This is a genomic window from Mycobacterium nebraskense (genome assembly GCF_002102255.1).
In the GTDB taxonomy this organism is placed as follows: domain Bacteria; phylum Actinomycetota; class Actinomycetes; order Mycobacteriales; family Mycobacteriaceae; genus Mycobacterium; species Mycobacterium nebraskense.
Genome location: NZ_LQPH01000132.1, coordinates 50,528 through 71,055, shown reverse-complemented (window position 1 = coordinate 71,055; position 20,528 = coordinate 50,528). Strand labels below are relative to the sequence as shown.

Annotated in this window: 22 protein-coding genes and 2 pseudogenes; 8 read left to right on the top strand and 16 right to left on the bottom strand. The window is 67.2% G+C overall.

Going from position 1 to position 20,528, the window contains the following annotated elements:
- A pseudogene (locus AWC17_RS17940) lies at positions 1 to 380 on the bottom strand (two-component sensor histidine kinase); the annotation flags it as partial.
- Complete coding sequence (locus AWC17_RS17935; protein WP_046187389.1) at positions 377 to 1,099, bottom strand: response regulator transcription factor; 723 nt, start codon at positions 1,097 to 1,099, stop codon at positions 377 to 379. The pseudogene AWC17_RS17940 and the gene AWC17_RS17935, both read right to left, overlap by 4 nt.
- Before the next feature lie 78 nt (positions 1,100 to 1,177).
- On the opposite strand from AWC17_RS17935, the gene AWC17_RS17930 reads away from it, so the two are divergent.
- The 3 genes from AWC17_RS17930 (at position 1,178) to AWC17_RS17920 (ending at position 2,417) form a co-directional block, all read left to right on the top strand.
- Positions 1,178 to 1,564: a hypothetical protein gene (locus AWC17_RS17930; protein ID WP_085164909.1), complete on the top strand. Its 387-nt coding sequence runs from the start codon at positions 1,178 to 1,180 to the stop codon at positions 1,562 to 1,564.
- Positions 1,565 to 1,662: 98 nt separating this feature from the next.
- Positions 1,663 to 1,935, top strand: coding sequence for a hypothetical protein (locus AWC17_RS17925; protein WP_085164907.1), 273 nt, complete (start codon positions 1,663 to 1,665; stop codon positions 1,933 to 1,935).
- A gap of 65 nt (positions 1,936 to 2,000) precedes the next feature.
- The gene (locus tag AWC17_RS17920; protein WP_082123225.1) at positions 2,001 to 2,417 is read left to right on the top strand and encodes a nitroreductase family deazaflavin-dependent oxidoreductase; all 417 of its coding nucleotides are present in this window, start codon (positions 2,001 to 2,003) and stop codon (positions 2,415 to 2,417) included.
- On the opposite strand, the gene AWC17_RS17915 is transcribed toward AWC17_RS17920, so the two are convergent.
- The 3 genes from AWC17_RS17915 to AWC17_RS17905 are packed head-to-tail and all read right to left on the bottom strand — an operon-like array spanning position 2,414 to position 4,399.
- Positions 2,414 to 2,770, bottom strand: a complete 357-nt coding sequence (locus tag AWC17_RS17915) for a DoxX family protein (protein ID WP_046186922.1) — start codon at positions 2,768 to 2,770, stop codon at positions 2,414 to 2,416. The two genes, AWC17_RS17920 and AWC17_RS17915, sit on opposite strands and share 4 nt — an antisense overlap.
- A 9-nt stretch (positions 2,771 to 2,779) precedes the next feature.
- Positions 2,780 to 3,925 (bottom strand): SPFH domain-containing protein, encoded by a 1,146-nt coding sequence (locus AWC17_RS17910; RefSeq protein ID WP_046186921.1) that lies wholly within the window; start codon positions 3,923 to 3,925, stop codon positions 2,780 to 2,782.
- Positions 3,926 to 3,961: 36 nt separating this feature from the next.
- The gene (locus tag AWC17_RS17905) at positions 3,962 to 4,399 is read right to left on the bottom strand and encodes an NfeD family protein (RefSeq protein WP_046186920.1); all 438 of its coding nucleotides are present in this window, start codon (positions 4,397 to 4,399) and stop codon (positions 3,962 to 3,964) included.
- 57 nt (positions 4,400 to 4,456) lie between these two features.
- Here AWC17_RS17905 and AWC17_RS17900 point away from each other — a divergent pair, with 57 nt between their 5' ends.
- Positions 4,457 to 5,389, top strand: coding sequence for a sulfurtransferase TusA family protein (locus AWC17_RS17900; protein ID WP_047324282.1), 933 nt, complete (start codon positions 4,457 to 4,459; stop codon positions 5,387 to 5,389).
- A 167-nt stretch (positions 5,390 to 5,556) separates the two neighbouring features.
- Here the strand turns inward: AWC17_RS17900 and AWC17_RS34200 are convergent.
- Positions 5,557 to 5,823 (bottom strand): annotated as a pseudogene (locus AWC17_RS34200) (IS21 family transposase); the annotation flags it as partial.
- Between the two features lie 166 nt (positions 5,824 to 5,989).
- Between AWC17_RS34200 and AWC17_RS17895 the strand changes: the two are divergent.
- Positions 5,990 to 6,682 (top strand): rhamnosyl O-methyltransferase, encoded by a 693-nt coding sequence (locus tag AWC17_RS17895; protein ID WP_046187243.1) that lies wholly within the window; start codon positions 5,990 to 5,992, stop codon positions 6,680 to 6,682.
- Here the strand turns inward: AWC17_RS17895 and AWC17_RS17890 are convergent.
- The 3 genes from AWC17_RS17890 to fabG1 are packed head-to-tail and all read right to left on the bottom strand — an operon-like array spanning position 6,669 to position 9,318.
- Positions 6,669 to 7,700, bottom strand: a complete 1,032-nt coding sequence (locus AWC17_RS17890) for a ferrochelatase (protein ID WP_085164905.1) — start codon at positions 7,698 to 7,700, stop codon at positions 6,669 to 6,671. The two genes, AWC17_RS17895 and AWC17_RS17890, sit on opposite strands and share 14 nt — an antisense overlap.
- A 6-nt stretch (positions 7,701 to 7,706) precedes the next feature.
- Positions 7,707 to 8,516: an NADH-dependent enoyl-ACP reductase InhA gene (inhA, locus tag AWC17_RS17885; RefSeq protein WP_046186644.1), complete on the bottom strand. Its 810-nt coding sequence runs from the start codon at positions 8,514 to 8,516 to the stop codon at positions 7,707 to 7,709.
- Positions 8,517 to 8,550: 34 nt separating this feature from the next.
- Positions 8,551 to 9,318, bottom strand: a complete 768-nt coding sequence (gene fabG1 / locus AWC17_RS17880) for a 3-oxoacyl-ACP reductase FabG1 (RefSeq protein ID WP_046186645.1) — start codon at positions 9,316 to 9,318, stop codon at positions 8,551 to 8,553.
- Positions 9,319 to 9,459: 141 nt separating this feature from the next.
- Here fabG1 and AWC17_RS17875 point away from each other — a divergent pair, with 141 nt between their 5' ends.
- Positions 9,460 to 10,299 carry a DUF559 domain-containing protein gene (locus AWC17_RS17875; RefSeq protein WP_046186646.1) on the top strand — a complete coding sequence of 280 codons (840 nt, stop codon included), beginning with the start codon at positions 9,460 to 9,462 and terminating at the stop codon, positions 10,297 to 10,299.
- 63 nt (positions 10,300 to 10,362) lie between these two features.
- Here the strand turns inward: AWC17_RS17875 and AWC17_RS17870 are convergent, their stop codons facing one another.
- The 6 genes from AWC17_RS17870 to AWC17_RS17845 all read right to left on the bottom strand — a co-directional run bounded on the left by AWC17_RS17870 (position 10,363) and on the right by AWC17_RS17845 (position 16,583).
- Positions 10,363 to 11,370, bottom strand: a complete 1,008-nt coding sequence (locus tag AWC17_RS17870; RefSeq protein WP_046186647.1) for a VWA domain-containing protein — start codon at positions 11,368 to 11,370, stop codon at positions 10,363 to 10,365.
- On the bottom strand, positions 11,367 to 12,320 hold the full coding sequence (locus tag AWC17_RS17865; protein ID WP_141224672.1) for a DUF58 domain-containing protein: 954 nt from the start codon (positions 12,318 to 12,320) through the stop codon (positions 11,367 to 11,369). The genes AWC17_RS17870 and AWC17_RS17865 overlap by 4 nt, the downstream gene beginning before the upstream one ends.
- Positions 12,317 to 13,450 (bottom strand): chaperone MoxR1, encoded by a 1,134-nt coding sequence (gene moxR1 / locus AWC17_RS17860; RefSeq protein WP_046186988.1) that lies wholly within the window; start codon positions 13,448 to 13,450, stop codon positions 12,317 to 12,319. Before moxR1 ends, AWC17_RS17865 begins: the two co-directional genes overlap by 4 nt.
- 162 nt (positions 13,451 to 13,612) lie before the next feature.
- The gene (gene ripB, locus AWC17_RS17855; protein WP_046186989.1) at positions 13,613 to 14,338 is read right to left on the bottom strand and encodes an NlpC/P60 family peptidoglycan endopeptidase RipB; all 726 of its coding nucleotides are present in this window, start codon (positions 14,336 to 14,338) and stop codon (positions 13,613 to 13,615) included.
- Positions 14,339 to 14,363: 25 nt separating this feature from the next.
- On the bottom strand, positions 14,364 to 15,800 hold the full coding sequence (gene ripA, locus AWC17_RS17850; RefSeq protein ID WP_085164903.1) for an NlpC/P60 family peptidoglycan endopeptidase RipA: 1,437 nt from the start codon (positions 15,798 to 15,800) through the stop codon (positions 14,364 to 14,366).
- A gap of 240 nt (positions 15,801 to 16,040) precedes the next feature.
- The gene (locus tag AWC17_RS17845; RefSeq protein WP_046185050.1) at positions 16,041 to 16,583 is read right to left on the bottom strand and encodes an Rv1476 family membrane protein; all 543 of its coding nucleotides are present in this window, start codon (positions 16,581 to 16,583) and stop codon (positions 16,041 to 16,043) included.
- Between the two features lie 190 nt (positions 16,584 to 16,773).
- On the opposite strand from AWC17_RS17845, the gene AWC17_RS17840 reads away from it, so the two are divergent.
- Entirely contained in the window at positions 16,774 to 19,593 is a 2,820-nt protein-coding gene (locus tag AWC17_RS17840; RefSeq protein ID WP_167385596.1) for an aconitate hydratase, read from the top strand.
- Positions 19,594 to 19,616: 23 nt separating this feature from the next.
- A complete protein-coding gene (locus AWC17_RS17835; protein WP_046185052.1) occupies positions 19,617 to 20,198 on the top strand; it encodes a TetR/AcrR family transcriptional regulator in 582 nt (193 codons plus the stop codon).
- A gap of 37 nt (positions 20,199 to 20,235) precedes the next feature.
- On the opposite strand, the gene AWC17_RS17830 is transcribed toward AWC17_RS17835, so the two are convergent.
- The gene (locus tag AWC17_RS17830; protein WP_046185060.1) at positions 20,236 to 20,433 is read right to left on the bottom strand and encodes a helix-turn-helix domain-containing protein; all 198 of its coding nucleotides are present in this window, start codon (positions 20,431 to 20,433) and stop codon (positions 20,236 to 20,238) included.
- Positions 20,434 to 20,528: the final 95 nt, after the last annotated feature.

The following is a 20,528-nucleotide window of genomic DNA, read 5'->3' as shown; positions in this document are numbered from 1 at the left end:
GGCGGCGGGAAATTCGGGCCGGGCGCCATCGGCGGGGGCGGTGCAAAAGGCGGAGGCGGAAAAGGCGGCGGGACCGTCGGACCGGCGACGGTGTCGGGACTGATGCCGCGATCGCCGTAGGTTGCGCCGTCGGCGGTGACCAGCAGCGCGCGCACCCCGCCGCCGTTGAGTTCGGCGGCCAGCAGATCGGGCGAAGTGTGCGCGGCGTCGAGCACCTCGGCGCGCGATGCCGCCGCGAGCAGCCGGTCGTGCAGATTTCTGCGGGCAAGAACGCCCAGGCTGACGTCGATGGTGACACCGAGCACCACCAGCAGCATGGTCAGCAACGCCACCACCACCAGCGTGACCCGGCGCTGCAGGGACGGGGTCCGAGTCGTCATGATCGCTGGGGCTGCAGCCGGTAGCCGATGCCGCGCACAGTGTGCAGTATCCGCGGTCCGTGGGCTTCGAGCTTGCGCCGCAAGCCACTCACATGCACCTGGACGAGGTTGGGGTCATAGGCGTCGTACCCCCACACCGCGTTCAAGGTTTGACCGGCACTGACGATGCGGCCGCGCTGCTCCACCAGGAAGGCCAGCAGCCGCAGCTCGGTCGCGGTGAGATCCAGCCGATGACCACCGCGCGCGGCCACGCCGGCGTCGGCGTCGAGCATCAGGTCGCCGACCTGAACGACTTGCGGCAGCCGTCCGCGCCGGCGCAACACCGCGCCGACCCGCGACACCAGTTCGGCGAGCTCGAACGGTTTGATCACGTAGTCGTCGGCCCCGCCGTCCAGGCCGCGCAGCCGATCGTGCAGGCCGTCGCGAGCGGTGATCAAGACGATGCCGACGTCGCCCCAGTCGCGGATCACGTCGATGAGGTCGAACCCGTCGCGGCCCGGCAGCATGACGTCGAGCACCACCAGGTCCGGCCGCAGGCCGTCCAGCACCTCCTCCAGCCCGTCGCCGTCACAGCGGCCGACGGCGTGATAGCCGACATCGGTGAGCGCCTCGCTGACCATTTCGCGGATCGTCTCGGAGTCTTCGACCACCAGAACCCGGGGCGCGCCCACGCTGAAGCGGCCGGCGGCGGCCCGCGGGCAATTTGTCATGCCTCCCATTGTCGGCGCCGGTTCTGAAACCAACCTGAAGCCCGTTTCTTCAGCTCCACTTCAGATCCGGCTCCTACGTTCGCCGACATGACCACTACCGACGACATCGATACCAATCCACCCGCGCCGCCGCCGGCGGCCTACCAGCCGCGTGAACCCCGCCGCCACTCCACCGGCGTGGTGGTCGGCGCCGGGGTGGCGGGCGCGCTGATCGGCGCGGTCGGCACCATCGCGGCGATCGCCTTCGCCTGGATCGTCAGCGTGGGCCCGCCCGGGCCGCCGCTACCGCCGCCGATGATGGCGCTGCATCACGGACCGCCTCCGCCTCCGATGGGTGGTCCCATGCCGGGGGGTTTCGGGTTCGCACCGCCGCCCGGCCCGCCCGGGCCGCCGCGCGGCTTCATGCCGCCGCCCGGCGAGGCCTTCCTGCCACCGCCGTCTCCGACGCCACCGTCCCCGCCGCCGCATAGCTGACCGCCCTGCCGCCGTCACGATCCGTCAAATCGTGGCGGCGGCAAGCTTTTCGCAAGTAGCGTCTCGGTTACCGAAATCCGACGACAGTGGAGAGCCGCATGACCTCGGGCAACATCGGAACCCGCCGCTTCCCGACCGGCGTCGCCGCCATCGCCGGGCTGATCGGCCTGGTGCTCGGCGCGCTCGCCACCTTCGCGATCACCGGGCTGGTCTGGACGGTCCGGGTCCAGCTTCCGCCGCCGCCATACCCGCCACCGCTGTCGTCGCAGTCGGTGGGCGGGGGCGGGTGCATTTACACGGCGCCGCCAACACCCACGTCCGCGCCGAGCGTCGTGCCCGCGCCGCCGCTGCCGCCGGCACCGCACGCGTGACGGCAGGGCAACCGGGGTCTTTTCTTCCCACGCTCGCGGGAAAGCTGCTCCGGTCGCGCCGACTCATGCGCGCGCCGATCTGGGCCTTCAAGGCCCGCGCCGGCGCGCTGTTCGGATCGCGGATGCTGATGCTCGAGCACACCGGTCGTACCTCGGGCGCGCGTCGTTACGCCGTTCTGGAGGTCGTCGACCATCCCGCCCCCGCCACCTACGTCGTGGCCTCCGGCTTCGGCCGAAAAGCCCAGTGGTTCCGCAACATTCAGGCCGACCCGCGGGTGCGTGTCTACGCCGGCAGCCATGCACCCAGACACGGCACGGCTCGGATCCTGACCCAAGACGAGGTGGACCGCACCCTGGCTGCCTACCGCGGCCGTCACCCGAAAGCGTGGGAGCGGATGCGGCCCGTGCTGGAGGGGACGCTCGGCGCTCCGATCGCCGACACCGGCGCACCGCTGCCGCTAGTCGAGCTGCGCCTGGACTAACTGCGCTCGGGCCCTTTCGCCGTCATCACGGCGAACGTAGCCAGGAACACCGCCGAGGGAAGGGCGTTGACGACCTTGTCGCGCACCCGGATGTGCGCGCCGAGCGCCAAGACGAAGTAGATCGTCAGCATCGCCGTCGTCACCCGAGCAAGGCCCGGGAAGCGGGTGACCGACAGCAAGCCCACGGCGGCGGCCGCCTTCACCACCGGCAGCACGGGCCGAACGTTCTCCGGCAGCCCCACGTCATCCAGGACTTTCTTGATGGGGGCGACCTGGACACCGCATGCCACCGCGTCCACGGCATGGAACGCACCAAGCGCCGCGTACGTCTTCGGCGAAGTGAAAAGGCTCATGGAGCAATCCTATTGGCCCAACTGCGGCGGCGCTCCTGGCGTCGTGCCGTCCACCGGCTGGCGGGCGATCGCCTCGGCCCTGGCGACGGCCTGGGCGATCGCGGGGTCGGTTTCGGTGGAGAACCAGTCGGCGACGTCGGCGTCGTCGTCAGCGCTGTGCTTGGGCGCGTCCTCGACCGGCGACGGTTGGAACCGGAACACGCCGTCCTCGCCCGGGGTGCCCAGGAGTTTGGTGAATCCCTGCAACGCCGCGCTGAAGTCGCTCGGCACCACCCACACCTTGTTGGCGTCACCGCGCGCCATCTGCGGAAGTGTCTGCAGGTATTGGTAGGCCAGCATTTCGGGGGTAGGCCTGCCGGCCTTGATCGCGGCGAACGTCTTCTCGATGGCCTTGGCCTGCCCCTGAGCCTGCAGGTAGGTCGCGGCACGCTCACCCTGAGCGCGCAGCATCCGGGATTGCCGGTCGCCCTCGGCGGCCAGGATCGCGGACTGCTTGGCGCCCTCGGCGGCCAGGATCTGAGACTGCTTTTGGCCCTCGGCCTCCGTGATCGCGGCCTGCCGGGTACCTTCGGCGGTCAAGATCATCGCCCGCTTCTCCCGGTCGGCCTTCATCTGCTTTTCCATCGAGGCCTGAATCGACGGCGGCGGGTCGATGCTGCGCAGCTCGACGCGGGCCACCCGCAGGCCCCAGCGGCCGGTGGCCTCGTCGAGCACGCCGCGCAGCTGGCGGTTGATCATGTCGCGCGAGGTTAGCGTCTGCTCCAGCGTCATGCCGCCCACCACGTTGCGCAGCGTGGTGGTGGTGAGCTGCTCGACGCCGACGATGTAGTTGCTGATCTCGTAGACCGCCGCTTGTGGAACGGTGACCTGGAAGTAGACGACCGTGTCGATGTTGAGCGTCAGGTTGTCCTCGGTGATCACCGGCTGCGGAGGGAACGACACCACCCGCTCACGCAGGTCCACCCGGGCGCGGATCCGGTCGATGAATGGCACCAACAACGTCAGCTGACCGCTGACCGTCCGGCTATATCGACCCAGCCGCTCGATCACCGCGGCCTCTGCCTGCGGTATCAGGGCGACCGACTTGGCCACCACGACAATGGCGAATATCACCAGGACGGCCAACAACACCAAACCAGCAACCGCACCTTGCACGGGAGTTCCTCTCTGTCACAGCGTCTCTCGCAGCCGTTATGGGCTGCTCTTGAACACCACCGCCGTGGCGCCGTCGATCTGCAAGACGGTCACCGACTCCCCCGGTTCGTAAACATCCCCATCGTTGAGCGGACGCGCCGTCCACACCTCGCCGTCGAGCTTCACCCGGCCATCGTCCCGAGAGATCCGCTCGAGCACCAGCGCGTTCTTGCCCTCCAGGGCCTCGATGCCCATGTGCGGCACATGCGCCGGTGTCAGTTGCCGCCGCAGCGCCGGACGAACCAGCACCAGCAGCAGGACCGACACGATGAGGAACACCGTCCCGTTCGCCCAGCCGGGCCAATCCGTAAGCCAGCTGGTGATTGCGGCCGCCAGCGCACCGCCGCCGAGCATCACCAAAAACATATGGCCGGTGAGCGCCTCCGCACCGGCAAGCACCAGCGCGAATATTAGCCAAAGCACCGCAGCGTGCATGCGGTCAGAATACGCGTGATCCGCCTTTGCCGGGCAAAACAACTACACTGCGGAATCGTGTGGTGTCCCAGTGTCTCGCTGTCCTTGTGGGCCAACGCCTGGCTCGCGCGCAAGGCCGCGCCCGACGACGTCCTGGACGCGTTATCGGTATGGGCGCCAAAGCAATCGGTCACCGCGTATGATGCGGTCGCCGCTGGTCACACCGGGTTGCCGTGGCCCGATGTGCACGACGCCGGGACGGTGACGCTGCTGCAGACACTGCGCGCCGCTGTTGGCCGCTCGGCGCCCACTCCGGACGGCCCGGGCCGGTTGGGCGGGACCATCAATGTGCTTTTGCCCGTGCCCGGCGATGTGCGCGGGCTCCCCCCGGGGACGCAGTTCGAGCGTGACGCCCTGGCCGCGGGCGAGGCGATCATCATCGCCAACCCGCACGATCCCGCCACCGCCGTCGGGCTGGTGCCCGAGTTCTCCTACGACGAAGAGCAGGCGGACTTCCCCGAACTGTGCGCGCTGTCCTGGACGGTGTACTCGCTGCCGGGCGCGCCGGTGCTCGACCACTACGAGCTCGGGGATGCCGAATACACGCTGCGGTCGGCCGTCCGGTCGGCCGCCGACGCGCTCGGCGCCGTCGGGCTGGGATCGGCCGCGGCCGACATCGACGATCCGCGGGGACTCGTCGAGCAGCTGCTGGAATCCGCACGGCAGCACCGGGTTCCCGACCATGCGCCGTCCCGGGCATTGAGGGTGCTGGAGAACGCCGCGCACGTCGACGCCATCATTGCCGTCAGCGCCGGACTCAGTCGGTCGCCTGACTCGCCGGAGCGTTTCGCCGCGCCCGTCGTCGCCGGCCCGGAGCCGTTCGGCACCCAATCCTCTTCGGAGGCCCGCATCGCCAGCGACGCGCTGCGGCCGCTGACCGCCGTGGTGCGCTCGGCGCGGATGGCCGCCGTCACCGCGATCCTGCACTCGGCCTGGGCTGACTGGTCTTGATGGCGGCGACCCGCTTCGCCCGGCTACGCCGCGCTCGCGATCGTGGCGGCCAGGCGCCGAGCATTCCAGACACTTTCGAGGTCCGCAGTGCTGGGTCGCAGACCGGATTGGTAATGACTCCTGGCGCGTGGGAGATGTTGGAAGAATGAAGGTTTCACTATCGCCGGTCAGGCGACGGGAGCATCGCTGCCGAACTGTTCAGGCCCACGCCCCAACGGCCCGGCCGCCGGCAGGGCCGGGTGCTGGCGGGCGCAGCCATGTTCGTCGCGCAGCTCGAGCATCCGTCGCGCAGAGCGCAGGTGATGGGTTGCGTTATCAGCCATGAACGCCCGCGATCAACGCCTTACGGGCCGCGCCGGCGAGCTTGACGTGCGCCGACACCAGGCCTGGGTTCTCATGTGAAATGCGATCTTCTCCGGCGGGTAATGGGTGAAAATGATCATTTGGTATAGGCCCGCGAATGCCGTTGGTTCCGGGCATTTGCGATCAAGACGAAAGACAGTCGTCGTCACCCGCGTCCCCGAATGGCCGGTAGCGCCGCTCTCGCGGTAAGTAGAGATAACGACAACATGGCGAGAATTCTCGTGATAAGCAAAGACAATGACGACATGGCGGGAAAAGGTCAGTTTCCTCGTGACGCGGCTCGGCCGACCACCCGGTGAGGCAGCCGAAGAATACCTGAAGTGGTATTTCGGTAATCTGGTGTGGCAGCAGACCACGTGGCTGGGCATCAACTGCTGGAAGTCGGTCACCGACCTGTGGAACTACCAGGAGATCCTGTTCAACCTCAAGCCATCGCTGGTGGTTGAATTCGGTACGCGTTACGGCGGCTCGGCTGTGTTTTACGCCAGTATTCTGCGTCTAATTGACCGACCGTTCAAAGTCTTCTCGGTGGACGTTTCCTCCAGCGTTCTTGATCCCGCAGCTCGCTGCTACCCCGAGATCGAGTTCGTTGAATCGTCGTCAACGGCGCCCGCCATCGCGGAGCGTATTCGGCAGCTAGAAGCGGAGTTTCCGGGCAAGGTCTTCGCAATCCTGGATAGCGACCACACCAAGGAGCATGTACTGGCCGAGATGAAACTGCTGCGGCCGCTGCTGTCCGCCGGCGACTATTTGCTGGTCGAAGATTCCTGCGTGAACGGGCATCCGATCATGCCCGGATTCGGCCCGGGCCCGTACGAGGCCATCGAAGCGTACGAGCAAGAGTTCCCAAACGATTACGACCACGACTGTGTGCGTGAGAACAAGTTTGGGTGGACCCTGGCGCCCAACGGATACCTCATCCGCAAGTGATGCCGCCGCTGCGTTCTTGCGTCGCAGCGCAGTGCGGCGGACGGCACGGCGCGCCGTCGACGCTCGCGAGGCAACCGGGCACCGGGTCGGGGCCGGCCACCCGGGCTGGGTTACGGCCGGTGCGCAGTTCGTCGATGAGATCGGCGGCCAGCCGGGCGAATCGGCGGTCGGCGTTGGGCGTCGCGGCCCGGGCGAACGCCAGCCCCGCCGCCTCGGCTTGGGATCGCAACTCCTCGTCGAGATCCCACACCACCTCGATGTGGTCGGCGACGAACCCGATCGGGCAGACGATGACGGCCTCGGTGCCCGAGGCGGCCAGCGTCGTGAGATGGTCCTCGACGCTTGGCTCCAACCACGGCACCTGCGGCGGCCCCGAACGCGATTGCCAGGCCAGATCGTAATCGGCGTATCCCGCTGCTGCCGCGACCAGCCTTGTGGCATAACCGACTTGGCGGCTGTACAACCTCGGGCCGAGGCGCTGATCGGCGGCCACCGGGACCGAATGCGCGGTGAACACCAGCCGCGCGCCGGCGGGCACGCTTTGCGCCGCGGCCGCGACGGCGCCGGCGAACATCTCGACGAAGAGCGGGTGGTCGAAGTACGGCCGCAGCTTGACCAGCTGGGGCGCGTCAGGCCCGGCCGCCCGGCGCGCCCGGGCGATGTCTTCGGTGTACTGCGTGCAGCTGGAGTAGCCGCTCCACGCCGACGTGGCGAACACGGCGGCGCGACGAACACCGTTGTCGCGCATCTGTTTGACGGTGTCTTCGACGTAGGGTTCCCAGTTGCGGTTGCCGAAGTAGACCGGCAGGTTCAGTTCCGCCCGCAGCTCGGTGATCAGGGCGCGGTTGATCCCGTTGATCGGTGACACCCCGTCGAAATGCAGGTAGTGCTGGGCGACGTCGTCCAGGCGTTCGGGCGGCACGTTACGCCCGCGGGTGACGTTTTCCAGGAACGGCCGCACCTGCTCGGGCCCTTCCGGCCCACCGAAGGACAGCAGCAGGGCGGCGTCGAATTCCATTGGAGTCTAGAGTAATTGGGTGCTGGCGCCACCGTCGGCGAAGATGATGGTGCCGGTGGTGGCCGGCAGCCAGTCCGAAAGCAGGGCGCACACCGTCTTGGCGACCGGCGTGGGGTCCTTCATGTTCCAGCCGATCGGCGCGCGCTGGTCCCAGCCCTCTTCGAGCAGTTGCATCTGGGCGCCTGCCTCCTCGCCGAGCGCACCGCCGACGATCGCGCTCATCGCCAGCGTCCGGATAGGCCCGGCCGCAACGAGATTCGAGCGCACACCGAACTTGCCGGCCTCGCGGGCGACGAACCGGTTGACCGATTCCAGCGCGCTCTTGGCCACTGTCATCCAGTTGTAGGCCGGCATGGCGCGGCTGGGGTCGAAGTCCATGCCGACGATGGACCCGCCGGGGTTCATGATCGGCAGCACCGCCTTGGCCAGCGAGGCATACGAATACGCGGAGATGTGGATGCCCTTGGAGACGTCCTCGTAGGGCGCATCGAAGAACGGGTTGATGCCCATCCCGGTTTGCGGCATGAAGCCGATGGAGTGCACCACGCCGTCGAGCTTGTTGCCCTCACCGATCTCGGCGGTGACCCGTTCGGCGAGGCTGTTCAGGTGCTCCTCGTTCTGCACGTCGAGTTCGATCAGCGGGGCCTTCTCCGGCAGCCGGTCGGCGATGCGCTGGATCAGGCGCAACCGGTCGAACCCGGTCAGCACCAACTGCGCCCCCGCCTCCTGGGCCGCCTTGGCGATGTGAAACGCGATCGACGAGTCGGTGATGATCCCGCTGACCAGAACCCGTTTGCCCTCGAGCAGTCCTGCCATGTCCGTCCTTAATGTCCTTGTGTCGTGGGTGAATTCAGTGGCCCATGCCCATGCCGCCGTCGACCGGGATGACCGCGCCGGCGATGTAGCTCGCATCCTCGGACGCCAGGAAGCTGACCGCCCCGGCGACGTCCTCGGCGGTGCCGACCCGCTTGGCCGGGATGAATTCCAGTGCCCCCGCCTGTATCCGCTCGTCCAGCGCGCGGGTCATCTCGGTGTCGATGTAGCCGGGGGCGACCACGTTGGCGGTCACCCCGGCCTTGGATAGCTCGCGGGAGATCGAGCGTGCCATGCCGATCAGGCCGGCCTTGGCGGCCGCGTAGTTGGCCTGGTTGCCGATGCCCCACATGCCGGACACCGACCCGATGAAGATGATGCGGCCGAACCGCTTGCGCTGCATGCTGCGCGACGCCCGCTGGGCCACCCGGAACGCCCCGGTGAGGTTCGCGTCGATGACCTCCTCGAAGCGCTCCTCGGTCATCCGGATCAGGAAGGCGTCTTTGGAGATGCCGGCATTGGACACCAGCACCTCGACCGGACCCTGGTGCTCCTCGACCTCCTTGAACGCGCGGTCGACGGCCTCGTTGTCGGTGACGTCACACACGACGCCGAACAGCCCCTCGGGCGCCCCGGACCCGCGGTGCGTGACGGCCACCTTGTGGCCGTCGGCGGCCAGCCGCTGTGCGATCGCCAGCCCGATCCCCCGGTTCCCTCCGGTGACCAGGACTGAACGGGATACGAACGCGGGTTTGCCGCCGTCGGCGGCACTTTCGGTGGTGTTCTCGGTGGCCGTGTCAGTCACCCCGTCAACCTATCGCCTCAGTTCGGCACAGCTGTAATCGCCTCGTCGCGAGCGTAATCAGGCTGCGATTTTCGGGCCGGGTTTTCGCAGTGCCGTTACGCTCGCGAGGCTTTGTCGGTGTGGTTCAGCACACTTTCGACCATGGCGGACCCGTTCCTGGGCAGTGAAGCCCTTGCTGCCGGCTTATTGACCCCCTATGAGCTGCGCAGTCGGTATGCAGCGCTGCATAAAGACGTGTACATGCTCAAAGGTGCCGAGCTGACGGCAGTGTTGCGTGCGAAGGCGGCGTGGCTGCGCTCGCGGCGGCGCGGCATCCTGGCCGGCTTCTCCGCCTCCGCGATGCACGGCTCTAAGTGGATTGATCCAACATTGGCCGCCGCAGTCATCGACACCAACCGCAGCCCCAGCACCGGAGTCGAGGTGTGGGAAGAGCGAATCGAAGCCGACGAGATCGCTGTCGTCGAGGGCATGCGCATCACCACGCCGGCTAGAACCGCCCTCGACCTGGCCAGGCGATGCCGGCTGGGCGTCGCAGTCGCAGCCATCGACGCCCTCGTGCAGGCGACGGATTTGAAGATGGCCGACGTCGAGCTATTGGTGGACCGGTATCGGGGACGGCGGGGCATGAAGCGCGCTCGTGCCGCTCTCGAACTCGTCGACGGTGGGGCCCAATCCCCAAAGGAGACGTGGCTGCGCCTGTTGCTGATCGAGGCGGGGTTTCCACGGCCGCAGACGCAGATCGCCGTGCGCAACGAATGGAATTGGATCGAGGCCTACCTGGACATGGGCTGGGAGGACATCAAGCTCGCCGTCGAGTACGACGGAGACCAACACCGGTCCAGCCGCTACCAGTACGTCAAGGACATCCGGCGACTCGAAAGGCTGGAGCAGCTGGGATGGATCGTGGTCCGGGTCGTCGCCGAGGACCATCCCCTCGATGTGATTCGCCGGGTGGGTCAGGCGCGCGATTCGCGAGCGTAACCACACTGCGAAATTGAGGGCCAGAAATCGCAGCCTGACTACGCTCGCGCGCAAAGGGCAAGACTAGGTCGGCAGGCGGCGGTTGATGAGCAGCGCCGCCAGCGCCGCCAACGCCAACACCAGCGCGCCCAACCGCACCCAGCCCACGCTGGCATCGCCTTTGATCGTCTCGTAGCCGATCTGATCCTGCAGTGTCGCGTAAACCGCCTTCAGCTCGGCCAAGCTTGCCGCGTTGTACCAATTACCGCCGGAGAGCTCGGCAACCTTCTTCATGGTGGTGTCGTCGACGGGCACCGGCTGGCGCTGGTCGTTGATCTCGACAAAGCCGTACGGGGTGCCGAACGAGATGGTCGAGATCGGTACGCCCTGATCCTTGGCGGTGCGCGCGGCGGTGAACGCGCCCTTCGGGTTGTCCGGGTTGGTCGGCATCGTCTCCTTGCCGTCGGAGAACAACACGATGCGCGCCGGCGGCGGTTTGTCGCCACCGCCGATCACCGCGCCGACCGTCGCAATGGCCTGCAGCGCGGTGAAGATGCCCTCCCCGGTGGCGGTGCGGTCGGCGAACTGCAGCTTGTCGAGTGCGTTCTTGGTCGACTCCCGGTTGGTCGTCGGCGACACCAACACCGTCGCCGTCCCCGCATAGGCGATCAGCCCGAGGTTGATGCCCGGGGTCAGCTCGTCGGCGAATTGCTTGGCGGCCTCCTCCGCGGCCGCCATCCGGTTGGGCTGCACGTCGGTGGCCCGCATCGACTGCGACACGTCGATCACCAGCATCACCACCGCGCGGTTGCGGGGAATGCGGACGTCATTGGTCGGGCCCGCCATCGCGATGGTGAACAGCACCAGCGATGCGACGAGCAGGACCGCCGGCACATGCCGCCACCTGGGCGGCCCCTTGGGGGCGACGCTTTCCAGCAGCTCCATGTTGGCGAACCGCAGCATGCGGCGCTGCCGCGCCAACTGCATCACGATATAGAGCGCGGCCAGCCCGAAGACGACGAGCAGAAACAGGAAGAACCACGAATGTTCGAAGCCCGACAACGACATCGGGCCGAGCAGCGGCAATGTCACTGCCGCCCCGCCAATGCACCGCGCCGGCGGGACTCGACGAAACGGACGATGTCCGCGATCCAGTCGCGGTCTGTGCGCAGGGTCAATACCGGGGCCCCGCAGCTGCGGATGGTGCGCGCCACCTCGGCGCGGTGCGCCGCGGCCGCCTTGGCGAAATCGTCACGCAGCTGGGCGTCGATGGTGAATTCGCGGGTGACCCCGGACTCGGCGTCCTGCAGCACGACGTCGCCGATGTCGGGCAGTTCGACGTCGCGGGGGTCGAGCACCTCGATGGCGAGCACCTCGTGCCGGGCCGCGATCGCCCGAAGCGGACGCATCCAGTTGATCGGACCCAGGAAGTCGCTGATGATCACCGCCATGCCGCGGCGGCGTTCCGGCCGACGCAACGCGTCAATCGCCGTCGCCAGATCCCCGCGCACCCCGACCGGCGCCCTCGGAGTGGTGGCGATGGCGCGCAGCAGCGTCTGCTCGTGCTGGCGCCCGGAACGCGCCGGGACTCGCGTCATCGTCTCGCCGTTGGCGATCAGCGCCCCGAGCCGGTTGCCGCCGCCGCTGTTGAGGAACGTGATCGCGGCCGAGGCCGCCACCGCCAGGTCCCGCTTCTCGCACACCGTGGTGCCGAAGTCCAGGCTGGCCGACATGTCGACCACCAGCCAGGTTTCCAGCTCGCGGTCGGCGATCATCTGCCGGACGTGGGGGTGCATGGTGCGCGCGGTGACGGCCCAGTCCATCCGCCGGACGTCGTCGCCGGGCTGGTACTCGCGCGACTCCCCCGGCTCCGAGCCCGGTCCCGGGATCAGGCCGAGATGGTCGCCGTGCAGGACACCGTCGAGCTTGCGCTTGACGGTGAGCTCGAGTTGCCGCAGCGCCGCCGCCAGCTTCGGGTCGACGATCTGCCCGCGCTGCATCGATGGCGGCGGTGACACCGCCGGCTGCTTTGGGTCGGTCACCGACCGCTAGCCACGCCGGCGGCCTGCATCACCGGGGGCACCGACTGCCCTTGCTGCGGAACGGCATTGACCTGAGGCAGGGCGACCGTCTGCAGGATCCGGTTGATGACGATCTCCGGCGAGATTTCGTCGGCGAGCGCGTCGTAGGTGAGCACCAACCGGTGCCGCAGGACGTCGGGAATGACATCGACGACGTCTTGCGGGATCACGTAGTCGCGGCCGCGCACCAGCGCCAGCGAGCGAGACGCCGCGATGATGCCCAGTGAGGCACGCGGGGACGCGCCGAACGAGATCCACGTCTTGACGTCGTTCATCCCGAGTTGCTCGGGATAACGGGTGGCCATGACGACGCGCACCACGTAGTCGACCAGCGCGTGGTGGACGAAGCCGTTGGCCGCGATGTCCTGCAGCCGCAACAGGTCGCCGGTGTTCAAGATCTGCTTGGGCTGCGGCGGCTTCACGCCCATCCGGTAGATGATCTCGCGCTCCTCTTCGGGCGACGGGTAACCGACGTTGATCTTGAACAGGAAGCGGTCCCGCTGGGCCTCGGGCAGCGGGTACACGCCCTCGTGCTCGATCGGGTTCTGCGTCGCCATCACCAGGAACGGGTTGGGCAAATCGAAGGTCTTGCCGCCGATCGACACGTGCCGTTCCTGCATGACCTCCAGCAGCGCCGACTGCACCTTGGCCGGCGCGCGGTTGATCTCGTCGGCGAGCAGGAAGTTCACCACCACCGGGCCGAGTTCAGTGTCGAACTCTTCCTTGCCCTGCCGGTAGATGCGGGTACCGATGATGTCGGTGGGCACCAGGTCAGGCGTGAACTGGATGCGGGCGAACGTGCCGCCCACCACCTTGGCGAAGGTCTCGACGGCCAGCGTCTTGGCCACGCCGGGGACACCCTCGAGCAACACGTGGCCCTTGGAGAGCAGGCCGACCAGCATCCGCTCGACCAGCTGGTCCTGCCCGACGATGATCCGCTTGACCTCGAAAATGGCCCGCTCGAGGGTGTGCACCTCGGCGGCCAGGCCATTACCGCCGCCGGACGGCGCTTCAGGGGCCGGCGAGCCGGAAGGACCACCCGGGCCCGAGTAACCGCTGGCGCCCGGGGGCGGCCCACCTGCTGCTGTCATCAATAACCCTCCACAGCTCAATCGGACACGACTGCTTGCACCACCACTGTCGTGGGGCCGCGACGTGCCCGCGTCCAACTATTCCAGGCCCGCCGGATTCCGTCGACGCTGGTGGTTCGCCCCCGGGATCTACTAGGCACCCCACCTCGCAACGAACCTGGATCAGTACTCGATGATCCTAGTCAGGAACGGCGTCATACCGGGCTTGCGAACCGGGCTGACGGTCACCTTGCCGGCGAGGCTCGATGCCTCCAGCATCTGGCCGTTGCCCAGGTACATGGTGACGTGCTGGCTGCCGTTCGGGCCGTAGAAGATCAGGTCGCCGCGCCTGGCCTGGTCCTGCGGGATGTGCCGGCCGGCGTTGTACTGGTCGCCGGAGAACCGCGGGATCAGCACACCGGCCCCGGCGAACATGTACCGCATCAGGCCCGAGCAGTCGAAGCCGTTGATGTTGGCGCCGTCGCCGACACCCTTGCTGGGACCGTCCAGCGACCCGCCACCCCAGGAGTACGGGACGCCCATCTGGGATCCGCCGCGCTTGATGACGTATTCGATGGCCTGCCGGCCGTAGACCCGCGGGATCTTGCCGCCGGGGTTGGTGGGAGTGGCCGCTGTGGGCGCGTCATTGCCGCCGATGTTGATGCCGAGCCCGCCGAGGAATTGCCTGCCCAGATCGAACGTGGTCTGGGTGGCCTGCGCGGTGGCCTGCAACGAGGCGTTGGCGACCGCGAGCGGGTCTCCGGGAGCGCCGGCGCTGATCGCCGCCGGCAGGGTGGGGTCCCACTGGCCGGGGTCAGCCGTGGCAGGGCTCGCCATAGATAACATGAGCCCGGTCACCACGGTGGTGATCCAGGCGAAGTTGATCAGGCGAATCCGCTTGTGGCGCATGGCTCCTCGTTCACTTGGCATTCGTTCACCACTCGATGTAGCGGACCACGTAGGGCGTCATACCGCTGGTGCGCACCGGCGCAACGCGGACCTTCAGACCGATGTCGGGAGCCTCGAGCATTTGGCCGTCGCCGAGGTAGATCGTCACGTGCTGGCTGCCGCCAGGGCCGTAGAAGATGACGTCTCCGCGGCGCATCTGCGAGGACGGGATCTTGCGGCCCAGGTTGTACTGCGACCCCGAGTAGTGGGGCAGCTTGATGCCCACCCCGGCGAACGAGTACAGGACCAGCCCCGAACAGTCGAAGCCGGTGATGCCGGCCCCGGAGTCGATGCCCTTGCTCGGCCCGGCCGCGTTGCCGCCGCCCCAGGAGTAGGGCACGCCGATCTGCGACATCCCGCGCCGGATCACGTATTCGGTGGCCTGCCGCCCGTAGACCCGCGGGATCCGCCCGGCCGTCGCGCCGGGGGACGCGTTGGTGATGCCGGTGTCGTCGGGCTTGAGGATGCCGAGCTGCTGCAGGAAGTTGCGGCCCAGGCCGGCCGTGACTTGAGTCGAGGTGGCCGAGATGCCCAGCACCTGGTTGATGACCGCGATCGGGTCACCCGGGACGTTCGCGCTGGGGATCATCGGCAGGGTGGGGTCCCAAACGCCGTCCCACCGGCGGGCCCCGGCCTGCGGCGCCGGCGCGCCCGGCGAGCCGGTTTCCCACCGGTCGCCCGACGTCGGGACGGCGGCCCCGCCCGAAGCGAGAGACCATTGCCGTTTGGCCGCTTCGAGTTTGGCCTGAGCCTCGTCGCGTTCGGCGGCCAGGCGAGTGACTTGTTCGCGCTGTTCGTCGAACTTGTGCTTGGAGTCGGTGAGCGCCGCCACCGCGGCGTCCTGGCTGCCCTTGGCGTCCGCGGCGGCCCTGTCGGCTTTCTGCTTGGCCAGCCGCGCCGCCGATTCCTTGTTCACCTGTTCGGTCCGCGCCCGCTGCAGCTTGGCCATCACCGTCTGGGAGCTCGCGGACAGGGTCTTGGCGGCGGCCTCGGTGGCGATGATGTCGTCAGGGCTGCTCGCGGTCAGGTAACTGCTCGACGGGCCATTCATATAGGTGGCGGCCGCAAAGGTGTCGAACCGCTGCTGCGCCGCGGCGATCGCGACGTTGGCGTCTTTGACCGCCTGCTGGCTGGTCTCCAGGTCGTGTTGGGCCGCCACGGCGTTGTCCCGGGAGGTCTCGACGTCGACCAGGGCCTTGTTGACGCTCTCCTGTTCCGTCTGGATTTCGGCGCTCAGGTTTTCCAGGCGTTGGTTGGCCTTGGCGACGTTGGCGATCAGTCCGGCCATGCTGTCGGCGGCGGGGTCACCGTGTGCCAGCCCCGGCGTACAAAGCAGCAGTGCCACGCTGAGGACCGACGGCACGACCGGCCGAACCAGCCTCGCAACCGGCTGCGCAGCGGAGCCCCGGCGTGTGCGTCTCATTCGACTCAGGTCTCCTACGGCTCAACGCGACGGGCGGCGCCGGCCACAGAGTTCTTTAAAGGCGCCAAAGACAACACCAGCATCATTTGCACCGTACGTCACACTATGAGGCGTGCAAACGCTCCGCAGAAATCGCACTCTCTACGTGCGTTTAATGTGACCGAACGGTGACCTACCGTGTTTGCCGCGAACAGGTGCAGACGACCGACCGGCGGGACGTGCCGAACCTGATGCGCGTGGCTAGGCCGTGTTGGTGGGCGTCACTTCCTGGGCGCCCGGCGAATCCGTCGAGGTTGCTGAACGCCTGCTGCGCAACTGCACGAATCGGGTCCCGACCGCGGCCGCGAGTACGGCGAGCAACAGGAAAATGGTCAGCCCCGTCCAGGGAAATTCGGGGGTGTTCAGCTGGTTCAGGAAATGCTGCGCCGAGACCACCGGATTGCCCGTCTTGGCGATGTCCTCGCCGGCCTCCAGCGTGACCCGCGGGAATTGCGTGCTGTAGCTGCCGACGTAGTTCGGGCTCAGCGTCAGGACGGTGGAGTCGTGGTAGTCGGCGCCGACCACGGTGGAGATGTCGCGCAGCGGGGTGTCGTTCGGAGGGTTGTGATCGAGCAGCACGATCTTGAGGTTGATGCCCTTGGCATGGGCGTCATCGACGATCTTGAGCAGGCCCGGCATGTCCGCGGGCGGCCCGCTGACGCCGGTGGCGGCGACCTGAGCCTTGACCGCGGTCATGTCGACGTCTTGTGGGATGTAGACGGGTAGGACCGTGTGCAAGGTCATAACGTCCCTCCTGCCGTAGCGCTACAGGCACCGTACGCGACTTCACTCCGGGGGGTTTAAACCGTCGACTTACGCGATAAGACTGAAACCACAGACGCCCCGCCATAATGCAGGACAAGCGTACTGTTAAAGTAGCAGCGCACCGCCGGCATGGCCCGCCGGCGGGAGAATTTAATCCTCGGGAGTTGAAGTGACTAAAGAAGATTCTGTGAATTCGTTCGGGGCACGCGACACCCTCAAGGTCGGCGACAACAGTTACCAGATCTACCGTCTCGACGCCGTTCCCAACACCGAGAAACTCCCCTACAGCCTCAAAGTCCTCGCCGAGAACCTGCTGCGCAACGAGGACGGCAGCAACATCACCAAAGACCACATCGAGGCCATTGCGAACTGGGATCCCAAGGCGGAGCCCAGCATTGAGATCCAGTACACGCCCGCCCGCGTCGTGATGCAGGACTTCACCGGGGTGCCGTGCATCGTCGACCTGGCCACCATGCGTGAGGCCATCGGCGACCTCGGCGGCAACGCGGAAAAGGTCAACCCGCTGGCGCCGGCCGACCTGGTGATCGACCACTCGGTGATCGCCGACCTGTTCGGCACCGCCGACGCCTTCGAGCGCAACGTCGAGATCGAGTACCAGCGCAACGGGGAGCGCTACCAGTTCTTGCGGTGGGGCCAGGGCGCTTTCCGCGACTTCAAGGTGGTGCCGCCGGGCACCGGCATCGTGCACCAGGTCAACATCGAGTACCTCGCCAGCGTGGTGATGACCCGCGACGGCGTGGCCTACCCCGACACGTGCGTGGGCACCGACTCGCACACCACGATGGTCAACGGGCTGGGCGTCCTGGGCTGGGGTGTCGGCGGCATCGAGGCCGAGGCCGCGATGCTGGGTCAGCCGGTGTCGATGCTGATCCCGCGGGTCGTCGGGTTCAAGCTGACCGGCGAGATCCAGCCGGGTGTCACCGCCACCGACGTGGTGCTGACCGTGACCGAGATGCTGCGCAAGCACGGCGTGGTCGGCAAGTTCGTCGAGTTCTACGGCGAGGGCGTGGCCGAGGTGCCGCTGGCCAACCGCGCCACCCTGGGCAACATGAGCCCCGAATTCGGTTCCACCGCAGCGATTTTCCCGATCGACGAAGAGACCATCTCCTACCTGCGGTTCACCGGCCGCTCCGACGAGCAGCTCGCGCTGGTCGAGGCGTACGCCAAAGAGCAGGGCATGTGGCACGACCCCAAGCACGAGCCGGCCTTCTCCGAATACCTCGAACTCAACCTGTCCGACGTGGTGCCGTCGATCGCCGGACCGAAGCGTCCGCAGGACCGAATTGCGTTGTCGGACGCCAAGTCCATGTTCCGCAAGACCATTCCCAGCTACGTCGGCGACGATCCCGACAAGCAGGAGTACTCGAAGCTCGACGAGTCCGTCGACGAGTCGTTCCCGGCGAGTGACCCCGGGCAGCCGCAGAACGGCCATGCCGACGACGCGCCGAAGATTCACTCGGCCGCCGCGCACGCGAAGGGCCGGGTGAGCAACCCGGTGACGGTGAAGTCCGACGACCGCGGCGAGTTCGAACTCGACCACGGCGCGGTGGTGATCGCCGCCATCACGTCGTGCACCAACACCTCCAACCCCGAGGTGATGCTCGGTGCGGCGCTGCTGGCCCGCAACGCCGTCGAAAAGGGGCTGTCGTCCAAGCCATGGGTGAAGACGTCGATGGCACCGGGCTCGCAGGTGGTCAGCGACTACTACGACAAGGCCGGCCTGTGGCCGTATTTGGAGAAGCTCGGCTTTTACCTCGTCGGCTACGGCTGCACCACGTGCATCGGTAACTCCGGCCCGCTGCCCGAGGAGATCTCCAAGGCGATCAACGACAACGACCTGTCGGTGTCCGCGGTGCTGTCCGGTAACCGCAACTTCGAGGGGCGGATCAACCCCGACGTGAAGATGAACTACCTGGCATCCCCGCCGCTGGTGGTCGCCTACGCATTGGCGGGGACCATGGACTTCGACTTCGATCAGCAGCCGCTCGGTACTGATAAGGAAGGTAAAGAGGTCTACTTGAAAGACATCTGGCCGTCGCAGAAGGATGTCTCCGACACCATCGCCTCGGCGATCAGCCAGGAGATGTTCACCAAGAACTACGCCGACGTGTTCAAGGGCGACGAGCGGTGGCGCAACCTGCCCACCCCGAGCGGCAATACCTTTGAGTGGGACCAGGATTCGACGTACGTGCGCAAGCCCCCGTACTTCGAGGGGATGTCGGCCGACCCGGAGCCGGTGAAAGACATCTCCGGCGCCCGGGTGCTGGCGCTGCTGGGCGACTCGGTGACCACCGACCACATCTCCCCCGCCGGGGCCATCAAGCCGGGCACCCCCGCGGCGCAGTACCTCGACGAGCACGGCGTGGACCGCAAGGACTACAACTCCTTCGGCTCGCGGCGCGGCAACCACGAGGTGATGATCCGCGGCACGTTCGCCAACATCCGGCTGCGCAACCAGTTGCTCGACGACGTTTCCGGCGGCTATACCCGCGACTTCACCCAGGACGGCGCTCCGCAGGCGTTCATCTACGACGCCGCGCAAAACTATGCGGCGCAGAACATTCCGCTGGTGGTGCTGGGCGGTAAAGAATATGGGTCCGGCTCCTCACGCGACTGGGCGGCCAAGGGCACGCTGCTGCTGGGCGTGCGGGCGGTGATCGCCGAGTCGTTCGAACGCATCCACCGCTCCAACCTGATCGGCATGGGCGTGATCCCGCTGCAGTTCCCCGAAGGCAAGTCCGCCAAGGAATTGGGGCTCGACGGCACCGAGGTGTTCGACATCACGGGCATCGGGGCGCTCAACGACGGCAAGACGCCAAAGACGGTGCACGTCAAGGCCACTAAGGATGGGAAAGACGCTGTTGAGTTCGACGCCGTGGTCCGCATCGACACCCCGGGAGAGGCCGACTACTACCGCAACGGCGGCATCCTGCAGTACGTGCTGCGCAATATGCTGAAGTCCGGCTAACCCGGCGACCCACGCACGGGCCCATGCCAAAAGTCAGCGAGGACCATCTGGCGGCTCGCCGCCGCCAGATCCTCGACGGTGCCCGCCACTGCTTCGCCGAATACGGCTACGACAAGGCCACGGTGCGGCGGCTGGAAAAGGCGGTCGGGATGTCGCGCGGCGCGATCTTCCATCACTTCCGGGACAAGGACGCGCTGTTCTTTGCGCTCGCGCACGAGGACGCCGAGCGGATGGCCGACGTGGCGTCGCGCGAGGGCCTCATCCAGGTGATGCGCGACATGCTCGCCGCGCCTGACCAGTTCGACTGGCTGGCCACCAGGCTGGAGATCGCGCGCAAGCTGCGCAACGACCCCGAGTTCAGCCGCGGCTGGGCGGAGCGGTCCGCCGAACTGGCGGCGGCGACGACCGATCGGTTGCGCCGGCAGAAGGAGGCGCACCGCGTACGCGACGACGTTCCCGGCGACGTTTTGCAGTGCTATCTGGAGTTGGTGCTCGACGGCCTGGTGGCCCGGCTGGCATCAGGCGAAGACCCGCGGCGGTTGTCCGCCGTGCTCGACCTGGTGGAGAAGTCGGTGCGCCGCAACGACTCTGGGCCGCAGGTGTAGCGCACTGCGAACAAGGGGACGTGATTTCGCAGTGACGCTATACCCGTGCGGATCGGGAGGTGTGGTTGGGGCCGCCCCGGCTGCGCATCGTCGTACCCGACTCCAACAGCATGCTGTGAATCGAGCCGTACGACCTGCCGGTGGACGCGACCAGCTTGCGAATGCTGGCCCCGCCCTCATAGGCGTTGCGCAGCTCGAACAGCAACTGCTCGCGGGTCTTCTTGGACCTTTGCAGTGTCCTTTTCATGGATGCCCTCCGCGCCTGAACACGATCGCAAGCACCTAGAGTAAGAACCCGCCGTCGGCCGCGGGCCGATTTCGGCGAAAAGC

Bases quoted from the DNA above. Each gene is read 5' to 3' on its own strand.
- AWC17_RS17935 (WP_046187389.1), bottom strand. From the start codon at position 1,099: ATGGGAGGCATGACAAATTGCCCGCGGGCCGCCGCCGGCCGCTTCAGC.
- AWC17_RS17930 (WP_085164909.1), top strand. From the start codon at position 1,178: ATGACCACTACCGACGACATCGATACCAATCCACCCGCGCCGCCGCCG.
- AWC17_RS17925 (WP_085164907.1), top strand. From the start codon at position 1,663: ATGACCTCGGGCAACATCGGAACCCGCCGCTTCCCGACCGGCGTCGCC.
- AWC17_RS17920 (WP_082123225.1), top strand. From the start codon at position 2,001: ATGCGCGCGCCGATCTGGGCCTTCAAGGCCCGCGCCGGCGCGCTGTTC.
- AWC17_RS17915 (WP_046186922.1), bottom strand. From the start codon at position 2,770: ATGAGCCTTTTCACTTCGCCGAAGACGTACGCGGCGCTTGGTGCGTTC.
- AWC17_RS17905 (WP_046186920.1), bottom strand. From the start codon at position 4,399: ATGCACGCTGCGGTGCTTTGGCTAATATTCGCGCTGGTGCTTGCCGGT.
- AWC17_RS17895 (WP_046187243.1), top strand. From the start codon at position 5,990: ATGACGACATGGCGGGAAAAGGTCAGTTTCCTCGTGACGCGGCTCGGC.
- AWC17_RS17890 (WP_085164905.1), bottom strand. From the start codon at position 7,700: ATGGAATTCGACGCCGCCCTGCTGCTGTCCTTCGGTGGGCCGGAAGGG.
- inhA (WP_046186644.1), bottom strand. From the start codon at position 8,516: ATGGCAGGACTGCTCGAGGGCAAACGGGTTCTGGTCAGCGGGATCATC.
- AWC17_RS17875 (WP_046186646.1), top strand. From the start codon at position 9,460: ATGGCGGACCCGTTCCTGGGCAGTGAAGCCCTTGCTGCCGGCTTATTG.
- moxR1 (WP_046186988.1), bottom strand. From the start codon at position 13,450: ATGACAGCAGCAGGTGGGCCGCCCCCGGGCGCCAGCGGTTACTCGGGC.
- ripB (WP_046186989.1), bottom strand. From the start codon at position 14,338: ATGCGCCACAAGCGGATTCGCCTGATCAACTTCGCCTGGATCACCACC.
- ripA (WP_085164903.1), bottom strand. From the start codon at position 15,800: ATGAGACGCACACGCCGGGGCTCCGCTGCGCAGCCGGTTGCGAGGCTG.
- AWC17_RS17845 (WP_046185050.1), bottom strand. From the start codon at position 16,583: ATGACCTTGCACACGGTCCTACCCGTCTACATCCCACAAGACGTCGAC.
- AWC17_RS17835 (WP_046185052.1), top strand. From the start codon at position 19,617: ATGCCAAAAGTCAGCGAGGACCATCTGGCGGCTCGCCGCCGCCAGATC.